This window comes from Pseudoclavibacter chungangensis, from assembly GCF_013410545.1.
In the GTDB taxonomy this organism is placed as follows: domain Bacteria; phylum Actinomycetota; class Actinomycetes; order Actinomycetales; family Microbacteriaceae; genus Pseudoclavibacter; species Pseudoclavibacter chungangensis.
The window spans coordinates 2469664-2491196 of the sequence record NZ_JACCFV010000001.1 but is presented as its reverse complement, the minus strand read 5'-3'; the positions used below and the strand labels follow the sequence as shown (position 1 = coordinate 2491196).

Annotated in this window: 29 protein-coding genes; 18 read left to right on the top strand and 11 right to left on the bottom strand. The window is 70.3% G+C overall.

Translation table 11 applies throughout. From position 1 onward, the window contains the following. Nucleotides 1-6: 6 nt before the first annotated feature. From HNR16_RS11170 to mutM, 6 genes are all read left to right on the top strand, one after another. Entirely contained in the window at nucleotides 7-564 is a 558-nt protein-coding gene (locus HNR16_RS11170; protein WP_158039797.1) for a copper resistance CopC family protein, read from the top strand. Between the two features lie 141 nt (nucleotides 565-705). Then, nucleotides 706-1206 carry a pantetheine-phosphate adenylyltransferase gene (gene coaD / locus HNR16_RS11165; protein WP_158039796.1) on the top strand — a complete coding sequence of 167 codons (501 nt, stop codon included), beginning with the start codon at nucleotides 706-708 and terminating at the stop codon, nucleotides 1204-1206. 54 nt (nucleotides 1207-1260) lie between these two features. Continuing rightward, nucleotides 1261-1794 (top strand): YceD family protein, encoded by a 534-nt coding sequence (locus HNR16_RS11160; protein WP_225737783.1) that lies wholly within the window; start codon nucleotides 1261-1263, stop codon nucleotides 1792-1794. Between the two features lie 68 nt (nucleotides 1795-1862). Further along, nucleotides 1863-2066: a 50S ribosomal protein L32 gene (gene rpmF / locus HNR16_RS11155; protein ID WP_158039795.1), complete on the top strand. Its 204-nt coding sequence runs from the start codon at nucleotides 1863-1865 to the stop codon at nucleotides 2064-2066. Between the two features lie 19 nt (nucleotides 2067-2085). Beyond that, nucleotides 2086-2811 (top strand): ribonuclease III, encoded by a 726-nt coding sequence (gene rnc, locus HNR16_RS11150; RefSeq protein ID WP_225737782.1) that lies wholly within the window; start codon nucleotides 2086-2088, stop codon nucleotides 2809-2811. A gap of 3 nt (nucleotides 2812-2814) precedes the next feature. Continuing rightward, complete coding sequence (gene mutM, locus HNR16_RS11145; protein WP_158039794.1) at nucleotides 2815-3693, top strand: bifunctional DNA-formamidopyrimidine glycosylase/DNA-(apurinic or apyrimidinic site) lyase; 879 nt, start codon at nucleotides 2815-2817, stop codon at nucleotides 3691-3693. Here mutM and HNR16_RS11140 read toward each other — a convergent pair. The 4 genes from HNR16_RS11140 to HNR16_RS11125 all read right to left on the bottom strand — a co-directional run bounded on the left by HNR16_RS11140 (nucleotide 3578) and on the right by HNR16_RS11125 (nucleotide 7050). After that, entirely contained in the window at nucleotides 3578-4126 is a 549-nt protein-coding gene (locus tag HNR16_RS11140; protein ID WP_158039793.1) for a MarR family winged helix-turn-helix transcriptional regulator, read from the bottom strand. The genes mutM and HNR16_RS11140 overlap by 116 nt on opposite strands. Then, nucleotides 4123-4533: an EVE domain-containing protein gene (locus tag HNR16_RS11135; RefSeq protein ID WP_158039792.1), complete on the bottom strand. Its 411-nt coding sequence runs from the start codon at nucleotides 4531-4533 to the stop codon at nucleotides 4123-4125. Before HNR16_RS11135 ends, HNR16_RS11140 begins: the two co-directional genes overlap by 4 nt. Further along, nucleotides 4530-4799, bottom strand: coding sequence for a hypothetical protein (locus HNR16_RS11130; RefSeq protein WP_158039791.1), 270 nt, complete (start codon nucleotides 4797-4799; stop codon nucleotides 4530-4532). The genes HNR16_RS11135 and HNR16_RS11130 overlap by 4 nt, the downstream gene beginning before the upstream one ends. 463 nt (nucleotides 4800-5262) lie before the next feature. After that, complete coding sequence (locus HNR16_RS11125) at nucleotides 5263-7050, bottom strand: HNH endonuclease signature motif containing protein (protein WP_158039790.1); 1788 nt, start codon at nucleotides 7048-7050, stop codon at nucleotides 5263-5265. A gap of 777 nt (nucleotides 7051-7827) precedes the next feature. On the opposite strand from HNR16_RS11125, the gene HNR16_RS11120 reads away from it, so the two are divergent. Together HNR16_RS11120 and HNR16_RS19040 are read left to right on the top strand one after the other, a co-directional pair. Then, a complete protein-coding gene (locus HNR16_RS11120) occupies nucleotides 7828-8604 on the top strand; it encodes an aminoglycoside 3'-phosphotransferase (protein ID WP_158039789.1) in 777 nt (258 codons plus the stop codon). A gap of 347 nt (nucleotides 8605-8951) precedes the next feature. Then, on the top strand, nucleotides 8952-9566 hold the full coding sequence (locus HNR16_RS19040; protein ID WP_179558215.1) for an SDR family oxidoreductase: 615 nt from the start codon (nucleotides 8952-8954) through the stop codon (nucleotides 9564-9566). On the opposite strand, the gene HNR16_RS11110 is transcribed toward HNR16_RS19040, so the two are convergent. Together HNR16_RS11110 and HNR16_RS11105 are read right to left on the bottom strand one after the other, a co-directional pair. Beyond that, nucleotides 9477-10371 (bottom strand): IS5 family transposase gene (locus HNR16_RS11110; protein ID WP_225737781.1). Its coding sequence is split into 2 segments (ribosomal slippage): nucleotides 9477-10025 and nucleotides 10027-10371, totalling 894 coding nucleotides; the frame shifts between segments, so codons are not numbered across the junction. The genes HNR16_RS19040 and HNR16_RS11110 overlap by 90 nt on opposite strands. A gap of 120 nt (nucleotides 10372-10491) precedes the next feature. Further along, nucleotides 10492-10830, bottom strand: coding sequence for a VOC family protein (locus HNR16_RS11105; protein WP_068478672.1), 339 nt, complete (start codon nucleotides 10828-10830; stop codon nucleotides 10492-10494). A 60-nt stretch (nucleotides 10831-10890) separates the two neighbouring features. Here HNR16_RS11105 and HNR16_RS11100 point away from each other — a divergent pair, with 60 nt between their 5' ends. After that, complete coding sequence (locus tag HNR16_RS11100; protein ID WP_158039881.1) at nucleotides 10891-11388, top strand: TetR/AcrR family transcriptional regulator; 498 nt, start codon at nucleotides 10891-10893, stop codon at nucleotides 11386-11388. A gap of 47 nt (nucleotides 11389-11435) precedes the next feature. Then, nucleotides 11436-12329: an IS5 family transposase gene (locus HNR16_RS11095; RefSeq protein ID WP_158039787.1), complete on the top strand. Its 894-nt coding sequence runs from the start codon at nucleotides 11436-11438 to the stop codon at nucleotides 12327-12329. A 123-nt stretch (nucleotides 12330-12452) separates the two neighbouring features. Here HNR16_RS11095 and HNR16_RS11090 read toward each other — a convergent pair whose 3' ends face one another. Continuing rightward, nucleotides 12453-12929 carry a GNAT family N-acetyltransferase gene (locus HNR16_RS11090; protein WP_158039786.1) on the bottom strand — a complete coding sequence of 159 codons (477 nt, stop codon included), beginning with the start codon at nucleotides 12927-12929 and terminating at the stop codon, nucleotides 12453-12455. A gap of 196 nt (nucleotides 12930-13125) precedes the next feature. Between HNR16_RS11090 and HNR16_RS11085 the strand changes: the two genes are divergently transcribed. Further along, nucleotides 13126-13587 carry a hypothetical protein gene (locus HNR16_RS11085; protein WP_158039785.1) on the top strand — a complete coding sequence of 154 codons (462 nt, stop codon included), beginning with the start codon at nucleotides 13126-13128 and terminating at the stop codon, nucleotides 13585-13587. 101 nt (nucleotides 13588-13688) lie between these two features. On the opposite strand, the gene HNR16_RS11080 is transcribed toward HNR16_RS11085, so the two are convergent. Continuing rightward, a complete protein-coding gene (locus HNR16_RS11080; protein ID WP_158039784.1) occupies nucleotides 13689-14000 on the bottom strand; it encodes a chorismate mutase in 312 nt (103 codons plus the stop codon). Nucleotides 14001-14112: 112 nt separating this feature from the next. On the opposite strand from HNR16_RS11080, the gene HNR16_RS11075 reads away from it, so the two are divergent. The 5 genes from HNR16_RS11075 to HNR16_RS11060 all read left to right on the top strand — a co-directional run bounded on the left by HNR16_RS11075 (nucleotide 14113) and on the right by HNR16_RS11060 (nucleotide 17513). Further along, on the top strand, nucleotides 14113-14793 hold the full coding sequence (locus HNR16_RS11075; protein ID WP_218868437.1) for a haloacid dehalogenase-like hydrolase: 681 nt from the start codon (nucleotides 14113-14115) through the stop codon (nucleotides 14791-14793). Nucleotides 14794-14857: 64 nt separating this feature from the next. Beyond that, nucleotides 14858-15799 carry an NAD-dependent epimerase/dehydratase family protein gene (locus HNR16_RS11070; protein WP_158039783.1) on the top strand — a complete coding sequence of 314 codons (942 nt, stop codon included), beginning with the start codon at nucleotides 14858-14860 and terminating at the stop codon, nucleotides 15797-15799. Beyond that, nucleotides 15796-16275 carry a DJ-1/PfpI family protein gene (locus HNR16_RS11065; protein WP_338109160.1) on the top strand — a complete coding sequence of 160 codons (480 nt, stop codon included), beginning with the start codon at nucleotides 15796-15798 and terminating at the stop codon, nucleotides 16273-16275. Before HNR16_RS11070 ends, HNR16_RS11065 begins: the two co-directional genes overlap by 4 nt. A 3-nt stretch (nucleotides 16276-16278) precedes the next feature. Further along, the gene (locus HNR16_RS18840; protein WP_338109159.1) at nucleotides 16279-16530 is read left to right on the top strand and encodes a type 1 glutamine amidotransferase family protein; all 252 of its coding nucleotides are present in this window, start codon (nucleotides 16279-16281) and stop codon (nucleotides 16528-16530) included. Between the two features lie 11 nt (nucleotides 16531-16541). Further along, the gene (locus HNR16_RS11060; RefSeq protein WP_158039782.1) at nucleotides 16542-17513 is read left to right on the top strand and encodes an alpha/beta hydrolase; all 972 of its coding nucleotides are present in this window, start codon (nucleotides 16542-16544) and stop codon (nucleotides 17511-17513) included. An 88-nt stretch (nucleotides 17514-17601) separates the two neighbouring features. On the opposite strand, the gene HNR16_RS11055 is transcribed toward HNR16_RS11060, so the two are convergent. Then, nucleotides 17602-18183, bottom strand: a complete 582-nt coding sequence (locus HNR16_RS11055) for a TetR/AcrR family transcriptional regulator (RefSeq protein ID WP_158039781.1) — start codon at nucleotides 18181-18183, stop codon at nucleotides 17602-17604. 155 nt (nucleotides 18184-18338) lie between these two features. Between HNR16_RS11055 and HNR16_RS11050 the strand changes: the two genes are divergently transcribed. Both HNR16_RS11050 and HNR16_RS11045 read left to right on the top strand, forming a co-directional pair. Next, nucleotides 18339-18716: an ArsR/SmtB family transcription factor gene (locus tag HNR16_RS11050; RefSeq protein ID WP_158039879.1), complete on the top strand. Its 378-nt coding sequence runs from the start codon at nucleotides 18339-18341 to the stop codon at nucleotides 18714-18716. A 113-nt stretch (nucleotides 18717-18829) separates the two neighbouring features. Continuing rightward, nucleotides 18830-19762 (top strand): cation diffusion facilitator family transporter, encoded by a 933-nt coding sequence (locus tag HNR16_RS11045; RefSeq protein ID WP_158039780.1) that lies wholly within the window; start codon nucleotides 18830-18832, stop codon nucleotides 19760-19762. Between the two features lie 64 nt (nucleotides 19763-19826). Here HNR16_RS11045 and HNR16_RS11040 read toward each other — a convergent pair whose 3' ends face one another. Both HNR16_RS11040 and HNR16_RS11030 read right to left on the bottom strand, forming a co-directional pair. Next, complete coding sequence (locus HNR16_RS11040; RefSeq protein WP_218868436.1) at nucleotides 19827-20351, bottom strand: DUF1697 domain-containing protein; 525 nt, start codon at nucleotides 20349-20351, stop codon at nucleotides 19827-19829. 63 nt (nucleotides 20352-20414) lie between these two features. Then, nucleotides 20415-21515: an ABC transporter permease gene (locus tag HNR16_RS11030; RefSeq protein WP_225737780.1), complete on the bottom strand. Its 1101-nt coding sequence runs from the start codon at nucleotides 21513-21515 to the stop codon at nucleotides 20415-20417. Between the last annotated feature and the right edge of the window lie 18 nt (nucleotides 21516-21533).

Sequence of the window (21533 nt, the reverse complement as noted above, 5' to 3'; positions counted from 1 at the left end):
CCGCACATGCGCACGTACGCCGTCCAGCCCGCTGTCCGAGTGAGTGCCCTCGGAGCGCTCTTCGCCCTCGCCGTCGTGCTGCTCGGCATCGCGTGGGCGCCGGGTGCGCAGGCGCACGATCAGCTCGTCTCCTCGACGCCCGCGGACGGCGAGACGCTCGAGGCGGCGCCGACGGAGGCCCAGCTGACGTTCTCGGCCGACATCGAGCAGGTCGGGATCGCGTTCGTCCTCACGGATGGGTCGGGTGAAGTGCTCGACCTGCCGACGGTCCCGGCCCTCGACGGTGCGGTCGTGACGGTCGCGCTGCCGGCGCTCGAACCCGGGAGCTATTCGCTCGAGTGGCGCGTCGTGTCGAGCGACGGGCACCCCATCTCGGGAACGATCGGGTTCACGGTCGGTGAGCCCGAGCCGGCCACGCCGACCGCGACCCCGACGGCGGCCGCGGGGGCGGCGGACGAGGGCCGCGCACTCCCGCTCTGGGCGATCGTCGCGATCGCGATCGGTGGTGTCGCGGTGATCGGCGGCGCGCTCGTCGCGCTCATCGGCAAGATGCGTCGCGGTTGATCGGTCGGCCAGCGCCGGTCGGTGGGTCGCTTGTGCGATGCGAACGGCTCGCGCGGCGTGCCGCGTGACGGATTCGACAGAATCCTGGCCGCACGGCCGAACCGGTCGCACGCGCCCGCTCACGCCTCGTAGGCTGTGCGCATGAGCAAGATCGCTGTCGTCCCCGGGTCCTTCGACCCGGTCACGCTCGGACATCTCGACGTCATCGCACGTGCGGCGAACGTGTTCGACGAGGTGCACGTGCTCGTCGTCCACAATCCCGGGAAGACGGCGCTCCTGCCCATCTCGCGTCGCGTCGAGCTCATCGAGCAGTCGATCTCCGACGCGGGCATCCGCGGTGACATCCGCGTCGCGAGCTGGTCGATGGGGTTGCTCGTCGACTACTGCACGGACGTGGGTGCGGGGGTCATCGTGAAGGGCATCCGCTCGCAGCTCGACGTCGCGTACGAGACGCCGATGGCGATCGTGAACCGCGACCTCGCCCGGGTGGAGACCGTGTTCATGCTGCCGGACCCGAAGAACGGGCACGTGTCGAGTTCGCTCGTCCGGCAGGTCGCGTCGCTCGGTGGTGACGTGTCGCCGTACGTCCCGGTGGCGGTGAAGGACTACCTGCAGGGCGACATGGACACGACGATCGAGTGATCGCCGTCGGCGGACGCCCGCCGCTCGCGGCGTCGTCCCGCGTACACTGCCCGTGTGGCTCGATCCCCCTTCCTCGTCAACGTCCACTCGCTCGTCGGCAAGCCCGGCACGATGCGAGAACTCGAACTCGACCTGCCCGTCGCCGAACACATCGGCGAGGGGCTGATCGCCGTCCCCGAGGGATCGACGGCGCACGTCGACGTGCGACTGGAGAGCCTGCACGACGGGATCCTCGCCTCGGGTGATGCGCGTGTCGAACTCGCGGGGGAGTGCAGCCGCTGCCTCGAACCCATCACCGACGAGCTCGAAGTCGATTTCGCGGAGCTCTTCGCGTATGCTCGGGACGAAGCGTACGAATACGTGGTGGAGGCCGACCATGTCGACCTCGAGCCTGCTGTTCGCGACGCGGTGGTCCTCGCACTGCCGTTCCAGCCGGTCTGCCGGCCGGACTGCCTCGGGCTCGACCCGGCGACGGGTGAGAAGCTCCAGCAGCCTCTGCCCGATCGGGCGGAACCCACGGACCCCCGTTGGGCAGCGCTGACGCAGTTCGACGCTTCAGATTCCGCACCCGCCTCGCCCACCGAGTAGGGCCGCGGGGGAGTGCGCCGCCAGGTGCGGGCGCGCTGAACATCCGACATGAAGAGAGGTAGGAGCCCATGGCTCTCCCCAAGCGCAAGATGAGCCGCTCGAACACGCGTTCGCGTCGCTCGCAGTGGAAGGCGTCGGTGCCGACGCTCGTCAAGACCGTCGAGAACGGCAAGGTCGTCTACAGCCTCCCGCACCGCGCGAAGCTCGTCGAGGACCAGGCCGGCACGCCCCTGTACTACGAGTACAAGGGCCGCAAGGTCGCCGACGCGTAACGCGTCCGGCGACACGCACGTGCGTATCGAGGACCCCGAGGCGACACCGTCGGCACAGCTGGCGGAACGCCTCGGGGTCGTCGTCGATCCCGAGCTGTTGGATCTCGCGCTCACGCATCGTTCGTTCGCGTTCGAGCACGGCGGGATCGGCCACAACGAGCGGCTCGAGTTCCTGGGGGACTCGATCCTGGGACAGGCGACGACGGTCATGCTGTATCGCGCGCATCCGAAACTCGACGAGGGGCAGCTCGCGAAGCGTCGCGCGGCGCTCGTGTCGACGGTCGCGCTCGCCGAGATCGCGCGGGGTATCGGGCTCGGCGCCTACCTGCATCTGGGGCGTGGTGAGCACCTGACGGGTGGTCACGACAAGGACTCGATCCTCGCGGACACGCTCGAGGCGGTCATCGGGGCGACGTATCTTTCGGCGGGTCCCGACGTCGCGACGGATCTGGTGCTGCGGCTCATCGAGCCGCTCCGCGATCAGGCGGATCGCTTCGGTGCGGCGATGGATCCGAAGACGTCGCTGCAGGAGCGCGCGACGGCGCTCGGGGCGACGGCGCCGGTGTACGCGGTGACGGGCACGGGCCCGGATCACGATCGCGTCTACGAGGCGACGGTGACGGTGACGCGTCGCGGTGACGTGTTGACGCGCACGACGGGCAGCGGCACGTCGAAGAAGCACGCCGAGATGGCGGCGGCGCTCGATGCGTGGACGCGCCTCGGCGCGCTCGACGCGGGCGTGTAGCGCGTGCCCGAACTCCCCGAGGTCGAGGTCGTGCGGCTCGGGCTCGAACCGGTCGTGACGGGTGCGGTCGTGCGTGCGGTGGAGGTGCTCGACGAGCGATCGCTGCGGCGGCACGAGGGCTCGTCGGAGCAGTTCGCGGGGCTTCTCGAGGGGGCGCGGCTCGAGGCGCCGCGGCGTCGCGGGAAGTTCCTGTGGGTGCCGATCGAGGGGCGCGACGAGGCGCTCGTGGGGCATCTGGGCATGAGCGGGCAGTTGCTGTTCCGTGAGCCGGGGGCGGCGGCGCCGCGGCATCTGCGGGTGCGGTTGACGCTGGAGGGGCCGAACGGTCGCTACGACGTCGTGTTCGTGGATCAGCGCGTGTTCGGGTCGCTCGCGGTGGACGTGTTGCGCCCGGCGCCGGATGCGCCGGATGATCCGGCGGAGCGGGTGCCGGGGCAGGTGGTCCACATCGCGCGTGATCCGCTCGATGCGCGATTCGACGACGAGGCGTTCGTCGCGGCGTTGCGGCGGCGGCGCTCGCCCGTGAAGGCGGCGCTGTTGGATCAGTCGCTCGTGTCGGGCATCGGCAACATCTATGCGGACGAGGCGCTGTGGCGTGCGCGCGTGCACTTCGCGCGGCAGGCCGATGGGCTGTCGGCGCGCACGGTGCGTGGTCTGCTGGGGCACGTGCGGGACGTGTTCGCGCAGGCGCTCGTCGAGGGCGGTACGTCGTTCGACGCGCAGTACGTGAACGTGAACGGGCAGGCGGGGTATTTCGCGCACTCGCTCAACGCGTACGGTCGGGAGGGACAGCCGTGTCCGCGCTGTGGGACGCCGCTGCGGCGGGTGCCGTTCGCGAATCGTTCGTCGCACTTCTGCCCGCGCTGTCAGCGGCTGCGCTGAGCGTGGCGAGGGAGGCCGTGAACGCCGGGACCGCATCGCCGAGCGCCGCGAAGTAGTCGCGATCAGCGCGCTCGACGGCGGCGTTGCTGCGGTTCACGAGCGAGACGCCCGCGTCGGTGATCGTCACGAGGCGTGCGCGGCCGTCGCTCGGGTGTGTGTGGCGTTCGATGAGGCCCTTCGCCGCCAGGGCGCGGAGGACCTGCGAGGTCATCATGGGGTCGGTCGCGGCGCGTTCGGCGAGGTCCCGCTGGGTGACCGGCGTGGCCGTGCCGAGCGAGGCGAGGACGGCGAGGAGCACGAACTGCACGTGGGTGAGGTCGAACGGGGCGAGCGCGGCGCGGATCTCGCGTTGCCAGGCGTTCGTGACGCGCCACAGCATGAGGCCGGTGCTTGCCTGTGGGTCGGGATACGAGGTGTCGAGCGTCCCGATCATGCGTGCATCGCCTCCGTGATGATCTGGACGTCGTGGGCGTCGAGCGGGAGGAGCCCGAAGCGGAGCTGGTGGCCCCAGTCGGGTGTGTGCGTCAGGTGGAGTCGGGTGCGGAGCTCCGCGAGCGGGACGGGGCGCGCGGGGAGGTAGTCGATGCGTCGCCGGTAGGGCGTGAAGGTGCCTTCGTCGGCCTGCCAGATGTCGTCGTCGGGAAAGATGCCGAGGGCGGTGAAGTGCTGGTAGGGGGTGCGATCGCCTCGCTGTTCGGTCGGGGAGTAGTAGATGAGGGTGTCGCCGGCGTGCATGCGCGCGAGCGGGGCGCGCTTGCCGTGGTTGATCTGCGCGATGCCCAGGCTGACGCCACGATGTACGTGGGCGGCGGAGACGACGCCGAGCCAGCCGCGGGTCATGCGCGGTCCAGGTGGCGCAGGGGGCCGCGCGAGCCAGACCGGGTCGCGCCGACGCTGCTCGCGGCGAGGACGCGCGGCCAGATCGGGGCGAGCTGACGGATCGGGTCAGGCTGGCGGATCGGGTCAGGCTGGCGTTTCGGGTCGAGCGGCCCGGCGACACCAACCGCTGCCCCGGCGTCCGTCGGCGTGAACCGGTGTCCGAACACGAGGTTCGCGCCGGGGAGGGAAGCCGTGTTCGCGCATGCCCGGTCCGGTTCGAACGTCATGGCGGTGAATGCAGCAGCCGGGCCGGATGCCGGGCGAATTCGTCCCCGTGCGCAGCTCGCCGCGGGACCGGCGTCCGACACCTCCCGCGCAGCGGTGTCCCCGGCAGGCCACCCCTCGGCGTCCGTTTGATACTCGGGGTTCGTTCGATGGGAGCACGCGAGGTGCGTGAGGTGGGTCGTGGCTGCGTCGCACGAATCGACGATCTTCATGCCCTATAGCATGCGCGCTTAGTAGTTTTTCGGCAAGGGTGTCGCGGCCGGCGATGTTGCGGCTCCGTTCGGGTGTGCCGCCGTCTCGGTTTGGGTGCAGCTACACCGGTGCTCGTGTCTACGCTCGTTGCTTGTCGTGCGCTGCGTCGTGTACGCCGCGCTGTGCGCAGTAGTCGTGCGTCTGCGTCCGGTGTTCGAGGACGCCGGCTCGCTGCGTGTGACGCTGCGTGTGACGCTTCGCGTGTCGCTTCGTTCAGAAGGGTGGCGGTTCGTTCCCGGCGTCGGAGTCGGAACCGGCGTGCGCCTCGGTGCGGGTTCTCCTCGGCCGGTGTCCGCGAGGCCCGACTCGGTGTCGTGCGGTCGTGGGTGCGTCGTCTTCGGGCACGGGGTCGAACTCGAACTCGGCTTCCATGCTCGTGCGTGGACGTTCGGTGACCGGTCGAATGGTGGGCGCGATCGCGTGTTCGGAGGTGTCAAGCGCACGAACGAGCCCTGCAGGCTGTGCCGGGCGATCGTCCCCGTCCGGGCGGCAGCCGTCGCCGCCAGGCGAGTGGTCGCCACCGCCTGGTGGGTCGCCACCGCCTGGTGGATGGTCGCCTCCGCGTGGTAGGTGGTCGAGGTCATCGTCGTGGTAGGCCCATGGGGGACGGAACCGTGGCCCGATGGGGCTGGGCCGGTCGCTGTACCGGTCGCCGCCCGGTGAGAACCACACCAACCGCCCCGGTTCGTGCTGTTCGACTCGCCAGCGGGTGGCGTGCTTGAAGGTGTGGTGTCGGCGGCACAGATGGGCCATGTTCCCGAGCGAAGACGTGCCACCGTCGGTGACCGCGATGGTGTGGTCGATATCGCAACGCCGTGCGGGGCGGGTGCAGCCAGGGAAGCGGCAGTGCCCGTCACGGACCCGGAGGAACTCGCGCTGCGCCGCGGTCGGGAAGCGGGTGTCGCTCTCGCGAGCGACGCCCGTGATCGGATCGGTCAGGACCCGCAGGAACGAGGGTGCACGCGAGGCGAGTTCCCGCGCCTGTTCCACCGGAACCGGCACCACGCCGTCCAACAACGCGGGATCATCACCACCATCGAGGAGCGACAGGACGGGCACCGTGATCGCGACCCTGGCGTTGATCCCGCCAGCTGCGCCGTGCGGTGACCCGCACCCCTCTGCGGGGTCGCTGGTGAGGACGAGTTCGCACAGCAGGTCCGCGCGGATCTGATCGTGCGTGCGAGGTTCGTCCGGCCCGGCGAGGGCTTTGGCCTGTTCGGTGAGGCGGTCGAGCATCGCCGCCCCGAGCAGGGTCGGGACGAGTGCTTCGAGTCGGCTCATGCCGTCGTCCTCGTGCACGACCCGCACCCCGCGCTGTTCCCGTGCGATCTTGTGGCGCTCGTCGAGGCTCTCCCGCATGAGCGTCTGCGCGGCGCGCCGAGCGCGAGCCCGCAACCTGGCGGGCGTCTCCCGCGAGGCCCCATGCACCACCGCTCGCTCGTACGCCTTGCGGGCTTCGTCGTCGGGAAGCCTGCGTCCTTCGGCGAGGATCACGCGCACGTGCGCGAGCGAGAGGTGCCCATCGCGGAGCATTCCTTCCGTGGCGGGGAACGCGTCGCGAAGCATGAGGCTCTCGCCGAGTTCACGAGACACGACCGGTTCGGACCTGCTGGTCGCGAGGGCGAGTTGGGCGGTGCGTTCACGCATCGCCGTCACCACAGCGTCGTCGCTTCCGGGGTGCTCTTCTCGGGCGTTGGCGAGGGTTGCTTCGTGGATGAATGCGAGCAGTTCCGCGCGGCGGGCTTCGGCTTTCGCGATGAGCTTGTCCTCGGCACGGATCGCGTCCAGCGCGAGCGCGAACGCTTCGTCGTGCGAACCGAGCCCATCCAGCGATTGCAGCCGCATCATGAACAGATCGTGCGGCGGGACCGTCGCCTGACCACGAGGCCGAGAGCGCGAGTCACCACCGGCCGGTGGGCGCGCGTCACCGCCGGCCGTCGGACGCGGGGTCGCGTCCGGGGCCGGGGCGGCGGTGGTGCCGTCGGGCTCGTGATCGTTCATACCCACACCCCATCACCACCCACGGACAATCCGACCCGGCACAGGATCAGAGCCGGAATCGAGAACGGGAACGGTGACACCGTGCACCCGGCGGAGGTGCGACCACGGGAGCCTGCGACGGCGCGCAACACCACCGGCCGCGAGACGCGGGGTCGCGTCCGGGGCCGGTGCGGCGACAGTGCCGTCGGGCTCGTGATCGTTCATACCCAACACTCCATCACCACCCACGGACAATCCGACCCGGCCCAGGAATGGGGTAGGAATCGGGAACGGGGACGGTGACGCCGTGGACCCGGATAGGTGCGACCGCGAGAGCCCGCGACGGCGCGCGTCACCGCCGGCCGTCGGACGCGGGGTCGCGTCCGGTGCCGGGGCGTTGGTGCCGTCGAGCTCGTGATCGTTCATGCCCACACCCCATCACCACCCTCGGACAATCCGACCAGGCCCAGGAGCGAGCACTGGAACGAGATCGGGACCCGGGACGGGGAAACCATGGACTGCTGACAGGTTCGAGCTCGACCTCCCGCGTAACGGCACGCGTCACCGCCGACCGCGGGCCACGGGACTGCGTCCGGTGCCGGTGCCGGTGCGACGCTGGTGTCGTCTGGCTCGTGATCATTCACTCCCACACTCGATCACCACCCACGGACAGCACGACCAGCAGTACGAGACCGGGACGCGGAGCCGGCCGAGCAAGGATCGTGCGAGGATGCCGGAAGGGCGAGGCGAGTGCGACGCCCGGCGGGATCGTCGCGAACCGACCGAAGGAGTGGCCAGATGGACCATCTCCCTGCACCGTCGGATCCGGCACAGGCCCCGCCCCCGGACACGCCCGTGCCGTGCGCCGTCGTCACCACGCTGGATCGCCTCGGGCTCGTCGCTCCCGTCACCCGGCCGGTGTGGCGCAACAGCGTCGGAGGCCTCACCTTCGCGATCACGGACGGCGACGCCCCCGCAGCTGCTCAGTTCTATGTGAAGTGGAACCCACGCACCACCGGTGAATCGCTCGCCGATGAAGCGGAGCGGCTGCGGTGGATCCGCGACCGGCACCCGGCTCCCGTTGTCGTCGAACTCATCGCCGACGAGCACGAGGAGATCCTCGTGACAAGAGCGCTCCCCGGTTCGTCCGCCGTGGCCGAACGATGGGTGGCCGACCCCGACACCGCACTGCGAGCCCTCGGCGAGGGCCTCCGCCGCCTGCACGACATGCCGGTCGAGGGCTGCCCCTTCGAGTGGAGCGTCGCTCGGCGACTCGAGGCGGACGGGATCCCGGCGGACGCGGTCGGGCCGGCCCCCGACATCGACCGCCTCGTCGTGTGCCAGGGCGACCCGTGCGCGCCGAACACGCTCCTCGACGATCACGGCTCGTTCCTCGCGCACGTCGACCTGGCGCGCCTCGGCATCGCCGACCGGTGGGCCGATCTCGCCGTCATGTCGATGTCGCTCGAGTGGAACTATCCCGAGCGCGACGAACGCATCTTCTGGGACGCCTACGGCGTCGAGCCGGACGTCCGACGGATCGACTACTACCGCCGGCTCTGGGACGCGACGTGACCGAGCGCCTCCCACTGACACGCCGGCCGAGTGTCCCCGACGGGTGAGGGCTCGACCGGTGAGCAGTCGGCCCGGCGTCGACGACGCACCCGCCGCCTACCCCGGACGTTCGTGACGGCGTCGACCACACGATCGATCGCGTACAGCGGAGGACGATCCTGATCACCCACGGGACGCGTGGGATCGGGAGGGCCTGCGCGCTCGCGCTCGCACGCAGGCGGACGTTCTCGTGGACGGCGATCCACGCGACGATCGTGCAGCCGTCGACGCCCCTGCGCTGGTTCGTGACCTCGGTGCCGAGTCGCTGACGGTGCGCCGATCCAACGACCGACGAGGGAATCGATGCATTGTTCGCCGCCGCGAGCGCGTGGTCGTCGCCGATCGACGGGGTCGCCGACAATGCTGGGACGACTCCGCACATCTGGCCGCCCGTCGACACGCCGGCGAGCGCGATCCGGCACGTGATCGGCCTCGACCTCACGTCAGCGGTGCTCGTCGCCAGACGTGTCGCGCACGTCCTGCCCGACGGGCGCGCTCGTGAACGTTTCGTCCGGCTGGCGACGACCGGCGCGCGGCGAGTGCGTGCACGACGCCGCGGCGACGGCCGGTACCGACACGCTCAGGACGGGGCTCGCCTCGAGCTCCCGGCGCGACGCGTTCGGGTCGTCGGCGTCGCGCCCGGCACGACCGACGCGGACGTGCACGCGGCTTCGGGTGATCCACCTCGAACCGAACGCGTCGCTGCCCGGCATCCGCCCGGCACTCGCCGGCCGCGTCGGGCACCCGGAGGAGATCGCGTCCGTCGTCGCATTCGCCCTGTCGGATGCTGCCCCACACGTTTCGGGAGCGACGATCCGCGTCGCGGGTTGCGCCTAGGCTGTGTTGATCAAGTCGGTCTTGATCCAGATCAGGGTGGCAGCGAGGCAGATCGCGGCACGGTAGTTGCGGGCGGTCTTGTCTGATCGCATCGCGATGCCGCGCCACTGCTTGAGGCGGTTGAAGCAGCGCTCGACGACGTTTCGACCTTTGTAGCGCTCCTGCTGTTGGTCGCCGAAGTCGATCGGCCGGCCCGGCTTCTTGCGGCGGTGGGCGATCTGGTCGTCGCGTTCGGGGATGGTCGCGGCGATCCCGCGCTCCCGCAGCCAGGCCCGGTTCGCCTTCGACGGGTAGCCCTTGTCGGCGAGCACCCGGTCCGGACGAGTCCTCGGCCTCCCCTTCCCGACGCGAGGGACGCGGATGTCCTCGAGCACCGCGGTCATCATCGTGGTGTCATTCACGTTCCCGCCGGTGACCACCATGCCCAGCGGCCTGCCCCGCCCGTCAGCGACCAGATGTACCTTGGTCGTCAGCCCGCCGCGAGACCGTCCGATCCCGTGATCAGGCGGCTCGAACCACGGATTCTTGTGATTCGACAGAGCCCCCTGTGGTGCGGGCGAGGGTCGCGCCGTGCTGATGCACGCGCGCGATGGTCGAGTCGATGGACACGACCCAGTCAATCTTCCCCGCCGCGTCGGCCTGCTTCTGCGCCTCGGCAAGCAACTTCTCCCAGGTGCCGTCCTCGGCCCACCGGTTGAACCGCTTGTAGATCGAGTTCCACTTCCCGAACCGCTCTGGCACGTCCCGCCACGGCGCCCCGGTGCGGTACTTCCACGCCATCCCCTCGACCGCAAGGCGGTGATCCGCCCACGGCCGCGACCTTCCCGTCGGGACCGGCATCAGCGGCTCCAGCACGGCCCACACCTCATCAGAGACCTCGTGTCGCGTCACCGTTCAAGACTCGCCCACCGCAACCCGAAACCACTTGATCAACACGGCCTAGGGCGTGTCTGACAAAGCCTGGGCCCAAGCGATAGCAGAGTGGATGAGGACGGCGGCGCGGTAGAGGATTCAGCCCGCGGTCGATTGGTCGAGTACGTAGATGGTGGTGCCGCCCGCGTCGCGGTAGGTCGCCATGAACCCGTCGGGGATCTCTGCGGGTGCTTGCAGGACTTCGAGCGCCGCCGGTCGGGCGTCATGGAACGTCTGCACGTTGTCCACCACGAGCATCGGCCCTGCGACTGCGGTCGGATCGTTCGAGTCGAGCATGATCTGCACTTCGCTTCCGGGAAGAGTGATGGCGGCGGTGCTGTCGCCTTCGCGCCAGACCTCCTCGAATCCGAGATCGCGATAAGTCGCGAGCGTGGCGTCAAGGTCGGTGGTCGGCAAGAAGAGGAGTTCGAGCTTCATGGGTCCATCACTTTCGCGTCGTAGCGGCTTTTCCTCAGAGCATAATGGCATTATGTGGTTATGCGCGAGTGGATTCCGATCTCAACTTCGCCGAAGGGGCGTCTGGCGCTCGCGGCGGTCAAAGAGTTCGGCGCACGCCCCTTTGGCGATGTGACGGTCGGTGAGCTCGCCGCCGCGGCCGACGTGACCACCGGAGCGATCTACCATCACTTCGGCAGCAAGCTCGGCCTGTACGCCTTCGTTCGGCGCGACGTCGAACGAAGGCTGATCGACCGCATGGAGGGCGCTGCCGAGTTCGCGAGGCAGCACGCGGTGCGTGCCGCGCTGCAGGTCGGGTTCGATTTCGCAACCGGGCAAGGATTCCTACACCTGCTCGCCCAGCCGCCTCTCGGCGCTGAAGACGATCTGCTGGTGGAAATGCTCCACCAGCTCCTTGCGCCGCGCAAGGAGCCGGTGGGTCAGGTGCTCGCGGCTGGCTGGCGGGCGGCATTGCTCGCGGTGGCTGGTGGCGTATCCGTGAACGACGCCAGGGATGCGCTGTCGGCGCTGAACTACTAGGGCGCGGCTGACCGAGGGTGCGTCTGCGGACTGAGAGCCTTGAACACGTGTCACGGTTTCAGTCGCTCTCGGATGCTCAATGGTCGTTGATCGAGCCGATGTTGCCGAAGCCGACGGGCAGTCCAGGGCGGAGATTCTCGGATGCAAGGTCGATGGTCGAGGGCATCATCTACCGGCATCGGTGCGGGATCGCGTGGCGAGACTTGCCCGAGGTATTCGGGCCGTGGCAGACGGTGTGGACCTGGCATCACCGCCTCGCTGCGGAGGGAGTCTGGGACACGATCGTGTCCGCGCTGATCGCGCAGGCCGATGCTGAGGGCCTGGTCGATTGGTCGGTATCGGTGGATTCGACAATCGCTCGCGCGCATCAGCACGCGACGAACACCACCCGTCTCACGGGGGCTGGATCGAATTACACAATTCCGGCCGTCGAGCCGCCTGATCACGGCATCGGCCGCTCACGAGGAGGCCTGTCCACGAAGATCCATCAGCTCGTCGATGGCAACGGGCTGCCGCTGGTGACGCTGATCACTCCGGGGCAGGCCGGCGACTCGCCGATGCTGCTTCCCCTGCTCGAGCAGCTACGCGTGAAGCGTGATAATGGCCGGCCCCGCACCCGGCCGGACGCAATTCGCGGCGATAGAGCATACTCGTCACGCGCGATCCGCTCGCACCTGCGCGGACGCGGCATCAAGGCCGTGATCCCGGAACCGCGCGACCAGCAGGGGCACCGCAGGAGGCGCGGCTCACACGGCGGCAGGCCCGTCGGACTCGACGTCACCGATTATAGAAACCGCAACGTGATCGAGCGCCGCTTCTGCCATACCAAGCAATGGCGCGGCCTCGCCACCCGCTACGACAAACACACGATCGTCTACCGCGCCGCCGTCCTCATCCATGCCGCCGTCGCCTGGGCTCGGGCTTTGTCAGGCACACCCTAGCACCGCCGTGCGGCGACGCTGGCGTTCGCGCGTGAGGAGCGTGCTCACCGGAACGACATGATGGCGGGAGCAGTGTTCGTGCAGATGGTGCGGGGATGAGCGTACGCACGGATGCTGCCAGGATCAGTGTTCGCGGAGGTAGAGGAGCATCCGGTCGTCCCGCCCCGGCTCGATGTTCACGAAACCGTGCCGTTCGTAGAAGCGGCGAGCGTCGGTGTCGGCCTCGTCGACGCCGATGTGCATTTCCCGCGACCCCTGGGACTCCGCGAACGCGAGTGCGGCCGCGAGCAATGCGCCGCCGACCCCTCGAGCACGGAGCGGCGGCACGACGTACAACTCCTCCAATTGCACGAGCGGGCCGTCGAAGTACGGTGTCGGGCGCAGACTGAGCAGCGCGAAACCGCACGAGGCGCCGTCCGGACCCTCGGCGAGGAACGCCACGAGGCCCGGGCGCGCGAGCAGCGCACGGAATCGCGCCTCGAACTCGGCGGCGCCCGGCGTCGGCGTCGCGAACTCGACATTGAAGTCGTACAGGAGGACGGCGAGGACGGACGCATCCGCGTCAGTCGCGAGACGGATCGCAGCGATGTCGTCGGCCATGTCCGTCCCGTTCCCTTCCGCGTGGGGCACCGGCGCCGTTCGTGTCGCGCTCCGGGCCGTGGACGAACCTTGCCACGGTTCGATGGGCGATTCCCGCTGGCGGACGAGCATGGCCCCGCCCCCTGGCGCTCGCCGACCCGCACGTGCATGCCGCCGAACTCGTCGTCGTTCCCGTTAGAACGAAGATCCTCGCCCCATGTCGATGAACTTCCTGCTCGCCGTCCTGCCGAACACCGACGCGTCGCGATTGGTACGTGATCCCACCGAAGCCGCGACCGACTTCCACTCCACGTCCGCGCCGTTCGCCGAGGGGGCGTACGTCGCCCAGGCGGGCCCTCACGCTGTGCTGGTCGATGCCACGGCCGAGCTGTTCTCGCTCGGGAAGTCATCGTGGATTCCGGACGGCACGGCGCTCGTCACGCTCGGCGGAACGTCGGACGTCTACGGGTTCGAGGTCTTCGGAACATCGCCTCGAGAGCGTGTGGTGGAGTACGGCGACATCACGGTCGACACCGGAACGCCTGTGCCCGCAGAGGAGGTGCTCGCGGGTGACGATCAGGAGGACGCGCACCTCGAACTGGCCGCGCGGCTCGCGGGCATCACGGTGCGCGAGCTGTTCGGGCTCGAATGGCGCCCCGTCGCGCCCAACCTTCTCTGAGCGCCATCGAATAAAGCCGGGTTGTTGCTACCGGGCCCCGGGCCCGGTAGCAACAACCCGGCTTTATTTCGGCGCTTCGGAGCGCAGGCCCGAACGGCTGGTCAGCCCTCGCGGTGGGCCTCGAGCTCGAGATCGATGAACGCGGCGATGAGGGCACGGTAGGTCCGCTCGACGACGTCCGGGGAGGCGCCCGCCTCCTCGGCGAGCCCGCGTACCTTCGCGATCACCTGCTCGACGCGAGCCGGGGCTCGCACGGCCTGCTCGTCCGACTTCAGCGCGCCGGCGGCGAGAACGAAGCGCTGCCGCTCGGCGACGAGCGCCACGAGCCTCCGATCGATCTCGTCGATGTTCGCCCGGACGTCGTCGAGGGTGAGTGCCGTGGTGTCGTCGAGGTCATCGGGGCCGATCGTCATGCCCCGACAGTACGCTCGGATCCGTGCGATCCGTGCGATCCGTGCGATCCGTGCGATCCGTGCGATCCGTGCGATCCGTGTGCGCCGCGCGCCGGAGGTCTGGAGGACGTCGATGTCGGAGCTGTCGCCGCCTGTCGTGATCTACGACATGGACGGCGTCATCACCCGCCGCGACTCGTTCACCGCCCTCGTCGTCGAACGGCTCCGTCGCTCGCCACTCCGCCTGATCCGTGCCCTGCCCCCGGCGGCCGTCATGCCGCTGCTGCCGCCGGACGCCCGTGCCGCGGCGTCCCGAGCGATCACCCGTTCGGCGCTGCGCGGGGTCACGTTCGACGAGTACGAGCGGATCGCGCGCCGCGTCGGTGCACGCATCGGTGGCGATCCGGCGTGGATCCGAGCGGAGATCGTGGCGCGCATCCGTGCGGAGCACGCGGCCGGGCGTCGCGTCGTCATCGCGACGGCGAGCGAACGGACGCTCGCCGCGGCCCTGCTCGAGCGCGCCGGGGTGCCGCGGTCGCGCCTCTCGGCCTCGCTCCTCGTACCCGGCCCACACGGTGTGGAGATCGGTGATCATCGCATCGGCGAGCGGAAGGCCGAGGCCATTTGCGAATCCGAACCCATCCACCTCGCGCACTTCGTGACGGATTCGGCGACCGACCTGCCGACCGCGCGCCGGGTCGCGAGCGTCGAACTCATCGGCGCCGGGCCGCGCACACGCGCACGGTTCCGAGCCGAGGGAATCGAGGTGCGGGCGCGGGCCGAGGAGGTGCCCGGACCGGGGAGTTCCCCGTGAACGTCGACCGTCGAGCACGACCCGAGGTAGTGTAAGCACTGCTTACATCAGAAGGAGTGGTGCGGTGCAGACGATTCTCGGTGCGAACGGACAGATCGGGACGGAGCTCGCGCACGCGTTGCACGACAGCCACGACGCCGAACTCCGGCTCGTGAGCAGGCACCCGAGAGCGGTCGACCCCACCGACGAACTCGTGAGCGCCGATCCGCTCGACCCGGCCGCCGCGCGACGTGCCGTCGAGGGCAGCGACATCGCGTACCTGACGCTCGGCCTCCCGCCCGATGCGCGACTGTGGGCGGCGCAGTTCCCTGTCGTCATGCGCAACGTCATCGACGCGTGCGCCGCGAGCGGTACGAAACTCGTGTTCTTCGACAACACCTACATGTACCCGAAGACATCGGCCCCGCAGACCGAGTCGACCCCGTTCGAGCCCGTCGGGTCGAAGGCGGTCACGCGCGCACGCATCGCCACGATGCTGCTCGACGCGATCGCCGACGGCCGGGTCGAGGGGGTCATCTGCCGAGCCCCCGAGTTCTACGGCCCGGGACGCACGCAGAGCTTCACGAACGCACTCGTCTTCGACCGCATCGCACGCGGCGAGGACGCCCGCATCCCGATCTCCGACCGCACGCGCCGCACGCTCATCTGGACACCGGACGCGAGCCGGGCGATGGCCCTCGTGGGCAACACCCCCGATGCGTTCGGACGGACGTGGCACCTGCCCGTCGACGCCTCCCGCCCCACCTACCGCGAGATCGTCGACGAGTGTGTCGACGCCTGGGGCAGGGAGGTGGACGCCCGAGTCGTCCCCGCATGGCAGTTCCGCCTCGCGCGCCTCTTCAGTCGACCGGCCCGCGAGATCGGTGAGCTCCTCCCGCGCTATGCCGTCGACAACATCTTCCGCTCCGACGCGTTCGACGCCGCGTTCCCCGACTTCCCGACGACCACGGTCCGCGAGGGCATTCGGCACCTCGCGGCACACACGAGCGAGCGGACGACACGATGACCACCGTCCTGATGGTGCTCTCGGCTGCGAGGGTCTGGACCCTCGCCGACGGCACCGCACACCCGACCGGCGTGTGGGCCGAGGAGTTCGCCGTACCGTACGAGACGTTCCGTGGCGCGGGATGGGACGTGACGGTCGCAACACCCGGCGGTCGCGTTCCCGTGATCGACGCGCTGAGCCTCGGCCTGGCCGGTGGGCCGCCCTGGAAGACCAAGCGCATCGAACGGGAGATCGAGCGCCTGCGACCCGTGCTCGACCACCCGGCGGACCTCGCCGCGCAGAACCCGGACGACGCCGATCTCGTGTTCTCCTCGGGCGGTCACGGCCCGATGGAGGACCTCGCGGTCGACCCCGTCTCCGGCGCACTCCTCACCGAACGGCTGCACTCGGGCCGTCCCCTCGCGCTCTTGTGCCACGCGCCGGCCGCGGCGCTCGCCGCCGAGAACCCCGACGGCACGTGGCCGTTCGCCGGGTAGCGGATGACGGGGCTTTCCAATGCCGAGGAGCGGCTCAACCCGTTCGCACGCGCTGCGAAGTGGCCGCTCGAGGACCGCCTGCGCGCCGGGGCTGCCGACTACTCCGCCGGGTTCCCGCTCCGCCCGCACATCGTCGTCGATCGCCGCCTGTACACCGGGCAGAACCCGCAGAGCTCCGAACGCCTCGCCGCGCGCCTCGTCGAGGAGCTTGGCGGGACGGCGAAACGAACCACGAGCGAACCGAACGATGAGTGAAGGGAACGCGCATGACCGATCAGACCGACCCGATCACGATCGTCCTCGAACCCGAGGCGGCGCAGCTGAGCGCCGACACCGATCCGCACCCGCGCATCTCCGAGGTGCCGCCGGAGGAGGGTCGCCGGATCCTCGTCGACCTCCAGAGCGGCGAGGACGTCGCGCGCCCCGAGGTCGATGAATGGTGGGTGGAGGTCGACGCGGGGGAGTGGGGCGTCGTCCGCACCCGCGTCATCCGTCCGGCGGGCACGAGCGGCCCACTCCCCGTGCTCCTGTTCCTCCACGGAGCAGGCTGGGTGTTCGGCGACGAACACACCCACGACCGCCTCTTCCGCGAACTCGCCGTCGGTGCGAACTCGATCGGCGTCTTCCCCGTCTACGACCGGGCGCCGGAGGCTCGGTATCCGACGCAGCTCGAGCAGAACTTCGCCGTCGGCCGGTGGATCCAGGAGCACGGCGCGGCGTACGACATGGACACGAGCCGGGTCGCGGTCGCCGGTGAGTCGGTCGGTGGCTGCATGTCGACCGTCTTCGCGCTCATGAACGCCGAGCGCGGCGGGGCCCCGCTGCGAGCGGAGTGCCTGCTGTACCCCGTCACGGACGCCGACTTCGGGACGCCCTCCTACGAGCGGCTCGCGGAGGGGCACTATCTCACCCGTGACGGCATGAAGTGGTTCTGGGACGCGTACACCCCCGACCACTCGCGTCGCAGCGAGCCCTTCGCGGCACCGCTGCAGGCGTCGCCCGAGGAGCTCGCGCGGCTGCCGAAGACCCTCGTCATCACGGCCGAGGCGGATGTGCTGCGTGACGAGGGCGAGCACTACGCGGCACGACTCCGTGAGGCCGGCGTCGACGTGACCGCCGTCCGGATCGGCGGGACGGTGCACGACTTCCTGCTGCTCGACAGCCTGCGCGACACGAACGCCGCGAACGTGGCGCGGGCGCTCGTGGTGGACTTCCTCCGGGAGGCGCTCGCCGACTGAACCCGGGGGCGACCTCCGCGGACGGGGCCCGTGTGTCGACGCGCGGGTCCCGTCCGTCGCGGGGGCGCCGGACGAACGGGCCGCGTCGTCAGCGGCCGTCGACGGTCAGCACCGCGTCGACCGTGTCGCGCACCCGCTGGGCCATGTCCTCCGCATCGGCCGGCTCGAGGTTCTCGTACGTGTAGAGGCACGCCATCCCGTGCACGAGGGCCCAGAGCCCCGTCGTGACCGTGCCCGGATCCTCGATGCCGAGCCACCGGCGCACGCCCGCATCGAGGTACTCGTGGACGACCGCCGTCGCCTCGCGTCGCGTCGCGCTGCCGCGCTGCCCGCCCTCGGCGAACATGACCCGGAACAGCCCCGGTCGCTCGGTCGCGAAACGCACGTAGGCGACGGCGAGGTCGCCGATGTCGGTGCGACCGGAGGGCTCGGGGCAGGTGGCGCGCAGCACCGTCATGAGTTCGCCGAACCCCGCCGCGGCCACGGCGGCGAGGAGCGCGGAGCGGTCGGGGAAGTGCCGATAGGGCGCGGCGCTCGACACGCCGGCCGCCCGCGCGACGGCCCGGATCGACAGGTCCGCGTCCCCGTCGGTCGCCAGCATGCGCACCGCGCTCTCGACGAGCGTCATCGAGAGGTCGCCGTGGTGATAGCGGGAATCCGCACCGGTCATCCCGTCAATCTATCGCCACGGGTGTGAGCGCCGTCGCTACGGGTGTGAGCGCCGTCGGCACAGGCGCGTGCGGGCCACCCGGGCGACGCCGGGCGTCACCTACCGACGAGGGCGCTGCGCACTCAGGTGAGAACGTCTATCATCGTCGTATGGCGATGACGATGGATGATGCCCGGGCGGTCTCCGTGTCGCCGGCGAGCGCGCTCGAGCCCGCGGCCGCGCTCTTCCACAGCTTCGGGGACCCGTCGAGGCTCGTCATCCTGCAGCACCTGCAGCTCGGTGAGCACCGGGTCGTCGATCTCGTCGCGCACCTCGGGCTCTCGCAGAGCACGGTGTCGAAGCACCTCGCGTGCCTCAAGGACGCGGGCATCGTGAATGTCCGGCCCGAGGGCCGCGCATCGGTCTACTCGCTCGCCCACCCCGAGGTGCTCGTCGAGGTGTTCGCCGCGGCCGAGAAGCTGCTCTCCCTCACGGGTGCCGAGGTCGCGCTCTGTCCGGTTCACGGTGCGGAGACGATCGGCCGGGCCGACTGAGTTCGGGGCCGGCTGAGCCCGCGCCGGCTCCCTCAGCGGACCGATAGCATTGTCGGCATCGCCGTTCGGCGATATCATCGAATTATGCAGGACGGCACGAGGGGTGAGCGCTGATGGGCGCGGGGCACGACCACGCCCACCACGGCGGTGGAGCTGGCGACCATCGCGTGCGGCTGCTCATCGCGTTCGGCATCACGTTCGCGGTGCTCGTCGCGCAGGCCATCGGCTCGATCCTCACGGGCAGTCTCGCGCTGCTCACCGACACGGCCCACATGGCGACCGACTCGGCGGGGCTCCTCGTCGCGCTCGTCGCCGCGACGCTCATGCTGCGCCCCGCGAACTCGAAGCGCACGTGGGGATTCCGGCGCATCGAGGTGCTCGCGGCGCTCGGCCAGGCGGCGCTGCTCATCGCGGTCGGTGTCTACGCGGCCGTCGAGGGCGTGCGCCGACTGCTCGAACCGCCCGAGGTGCCCTCCGGCGAACTGCTCGTGTTCGGCATCATCGGCCTCGTCGCGAACATCGCGTCCATCGCCGTCCTCGCGTCGAGCCGTGGCGCGAATTTCAACATGCGTGCCGCGTTCCTCGAGGTGCTCAACGACGCGCTCGGCTCACTCGGCGTGATCGTCGCCGCGATCGTCATCATGACGACGGGATTCCAGCGCGCCGACGCGATCGCCGGCCTCTTCATCGCCGCGCTCATCGTGCCGCGCGCGGTCCTGCTGCTGCGCGACACCTCGGGTGTGCTCATGGAGTTCACCCCCCGCGGGCTCGACCTCGACGAGGTCCGGCGCCACATCGTGAGCCTCGACCACGTCAAGGACGTGCACGACCTGCACGCGTCGACGGTCGGCACGGGCCTGCCCGTCCTCACGGCGCACGTCGTCGTCGAGGACGAGTGCTTCACGGACGGCCATGCCGCCGAGCTGCTCGCGAAGATCAGGGAGTGCGTGGCGGGACACTTCGAGGTGCAGGTACTCCACTCGACGTTCCAGATCGAGACCGCGAGCATCGAGCAGCGCGAGTCACGCTCCATCACGCACCCCTGACGACCCCGCTCCATCGCGCAGCCCCGACCAAGCGGGTGGCGCGGAACGGCTGACGCCCGCGGCGTCAGGCGAGCTTCCGGAGCGTGCGCAGATTGCGGGTCGTCGTCGTCGCGTACCTGGACCGTGCCGACAGCTTCGAGAGCGCCGACGCGAGGGTCCCACCGCGCGGGGCCTCCCAGTACAGCACGCCGTCCGCGCGGACCGCGCGATCGCCGGCGGGGCCGTCCGGGCTCGCCGCCGCGGCCAACTCGTCGAGCAGGTGCCCGTCGTCCGCGAACGTCACGTACGGGTGGTGCGCCGCCTCGTCCGTCTCGAACGGGAAGCCGTCGATGATCGCGTGCACACGCTCGAGCGAGCCGAACCACACCCATGCGGTGTACCCGAACCGATCGTGGAGCGCGCCCGACACGAGCTGTGCGGTGTCGGCCGCCGGCTCGGGTGCGTCGAGGACGATGTTGCCCGAGGCCAGGAACGTGCGCACACCTCGACCGCCCCGCTCGCCGACGGCCTCGCGGACCTCCGCCATCGGCATCGCGACGCCGCCCACGTTGACACCGCGGAGGAGTGCGACGACGCGCGACCCGCTCACGACTCGCTCGTGCCGCTCGGCGGGATCGGGGCGTGCGTCGAACCAGGCGGCCTCGACTCGTCGTCACGGGTCGGCACGGGGGCGGAATCGTCCGACTCCTCGTCCTCCGTCGGCCAGTCGCCGATCTCCTCGTCGGTCGCGGGAACCGTGCGCAGGAACGTGGGCCGGCTCATGCCGTCGGTGATCGGTGCGAAGAGGCAGGCGCTGAGGCCCACGAGCATGAGGCACGCCGCGGTAGCGAGCGCGACGAAGCGGCGCGCAGTTGCCGCGTTGCGACCGTCGTGCATGCTGCGGCTCCCGTCGCTCGTCGTGCCGTACCGAACCGTCCCGATACGTCGCCACATGGTACCCGTCCGCTCTTCGCGAGCCGGCAGGCGGCCCGTGGGCGGAGCGTCCGGACCGGGCGGCAGCCGGTCGATCCACGGCATCAGGCAGTGCGCTCGCGGAGGGTGCGTGGGGAGCCGAGGCACTCCGCGGTCGTGATCGCCGCGATCGTGCCGCCGAACGCGATCGAGGCGAGCACCGCGACCTGGAAGAGCCCGCCTCGAGCGGGTCGGCCCCTGCGAAGACGGCACCCACAAACGCTCCCGGCAGCGTGACGAGGCCCGTCGACCGGGTCTGATCGAAGGAGGGGATGAGCGCGGTGCGGATCGCTCGTGCGCGGAATCGGCTCGTCGCCTGCCGCATCGTGGCGCCGAGCGCGAGCAGGCCCTCGATCTCCGCCCGATGCTCCGCGAGGAGCTCGAGCGTGTGCCGTCCCGTGAGCGTCGTGACCGTCATGACGCCGCCCAGGGTGATCCCGCCGAGCGCGAGGAGGTACTGCGGATCGAGCGCGAGCGCGCCCGTCCCGAACACGGTGAGGAGCGCGACGGTGGCCGAGCCCGTGATGGCGGCCGCCGCCGTCACGACCGCGCGCGCGTCCCACCCGATGCGCCGGGCCGAGGTGAGGGTCGCCACGATCGCCATGACGGCGAGCCACGCGGCGACCCACCCGGGGCTCGTGAGCACCCAGCGCAGCACGACGACGAGCAACGCGAGCTGCGCCGCCGCTCGCACGAGCGCCCAGAGCGGGTCGAGGCCGCTCCGGACGCCGACGAGTCTGAGCAGGACGACGGCCGCCGCCCCCATCGCGAGCGCGACGAGGAGCGTCGGGAGGGCGTTCATGTGCGTGACCGGCCGCCG

What these genes read in the sequence shown, in the direction of transcription:
- HNR16_RS11170 (WP_158039797.1), top strand. Translation starts at nt 7, where the DNA reads ATGCGCACGTACGCCGTCCAGCCCGCTGTCCGAGTGAGTGCCCTCGGA.
- coaD (WP_158039796.1), top strand. Translation starts at nt 706, where the DNA reads ATGAGCAAGATCGCTGTCGTCCCCGGGTCCTTCGACCCGGTCACGCTC.
- rpmF (WP_158039795.1), top strand. Translation starts at nt 1,863, where the DNA reads ATGGCTCTCCCCAAGCGCAAGATGAGCCGCTCGAACACGCGTTCGCGT.
- HNR16_RS11140 (WP_158039793.1), bottom strand. Translation starts at nt 4,126, where the DNA reads ATGATCGGGACGCTCGACACCTCGTATCCCGACCCACAGGCAAGCACC.
- HNR16_RS11135 (WP_158039792.1), bottom strand. Translation starts at nt 4,533, where the DNA reads ATGACCCGCGGCTGGCTCGGCGTCGTCTCCGCCGCCCACGTACATCGT.
- HNR16_RS11130 (WP_158039791.1), bottom strand. Translation starts at nt 4,799, where the DNA reads ATGACGTTCGAACCGGACCGGGCATGCGCGAACACGGCTTCCCTCCCC.
- HNR16_RS11125 (WP_158039790.1), bottom strand. Translation starts at nt 7,050, where the DNA reads ATGAACGATCACGAGCCCGACGGCACCACCGCCGCCCCGGCCCCGGAC.
- HNR16_RS11120 (WP_158039789.1), top strand. Translation starts at nt 7,828, where the DNA reads ATGGACCATCTCCCTGCACCGTCGGATCCGGCACAGGCCCCGCCCCCG.
- HNR16_RS11105 (WP_068478672.1), bottom strand. Translation starts at nt 10,830, where the DNA reads ATGAAGCTCGAACTCCTCTTCTTGCCGACCACCGACCTTGACGCCACG.
- HNR16_RS11100 (WP_158039881.1), top strand. Translation starts at nt 10,891, where the DNA reads ATGCGCGAGTGGATTCCGATCTCAACTTCGCCGAAGGGGCGTCTGGCG.
- HNR16_RS11090 (WP_158039786.1), bottom strand. Translation starts at nt 12,929, where the DNA reads ATGGCCGACGACATCGCTGCGATCCGTCTCGCGACTGACGCGGATGCG.
- HNR16_RS11085 (WP_158039785.1), top strand. Translation starts at nt 13,126, where the DNA reads ATGTCGATGAACTTCCTGCTCGCCGTCCTGCCGAACACCGACGCGTCG.
- HNR16_RS11080 (WP_158039784.1), bottom strand. Translation starts at nt 14,000, where the DNA reads ATGACGATCGGCCCCGATGACCTCGACGACACCACGGCACTCACCCTC.
- HNR16_RS11075 (WP_218868437.1), top strand. Translation starts at nt 14,113, where the DNA reads ATGTCGGAGCTGTCGCCGCCTGTCGTGATCTACGACATGGACGGCGTC.
- HNR16_RS11065 (WP_338109160.1), top strand. Translation starts at nt 15,796, where the DNA reads ATGACCACCGTCCTGATGGTGCTCTCGGCTGCGAGGGTCTGGACCCTC.
- HNR16_RS18840 (WP_338109159.1), top strand. Translation starts at nt 16,279, where the DNA reads ATGACGGGGCTTTCCAATGCCGAGGAGCGGCTCAACCCGTTCGCACGC.
- HNR16_RS11060 (WP_158039782.1), top strand. Translation starts at nt 16,542, where the DNA reads ATGACCGATCAGACCGACCCGATCACGATCGTCCTCGAACCCGAGGCG.
- HNR16_RS11055 (WP_158039781.1), bottom strand. Translation starts at nt 18,183, where the DNA reads ATGACCGGTGCGGATTCCCGCTATCACCACGGCGACCTCTCGATGACG.
- HNR16_RS11050 (WP_158039879.1), top strand. Translation starts at nt 18,339, where the DNA reads ATGACGATGGATGATGCCCGGGCGGTCTCCGTGTCGCCGGCGAGCGCG.
- HNR16_RS11045 (WP_158039780.1), top strand. Translation starts at nt 18,830, where the DNA reads ATGGGCGCGGGGCACGACCACGCCCACCACGGCGGTGGAGCTGGCGAC.
- HNR16_RS11030 (WP_225737780.1), bottom strand. Translation starts at nt 21,515, where the DNA reads ATGAACGCCCTCCCGACGCTCCTCGTCGCGCTCGCGATGGGGGCGGCG.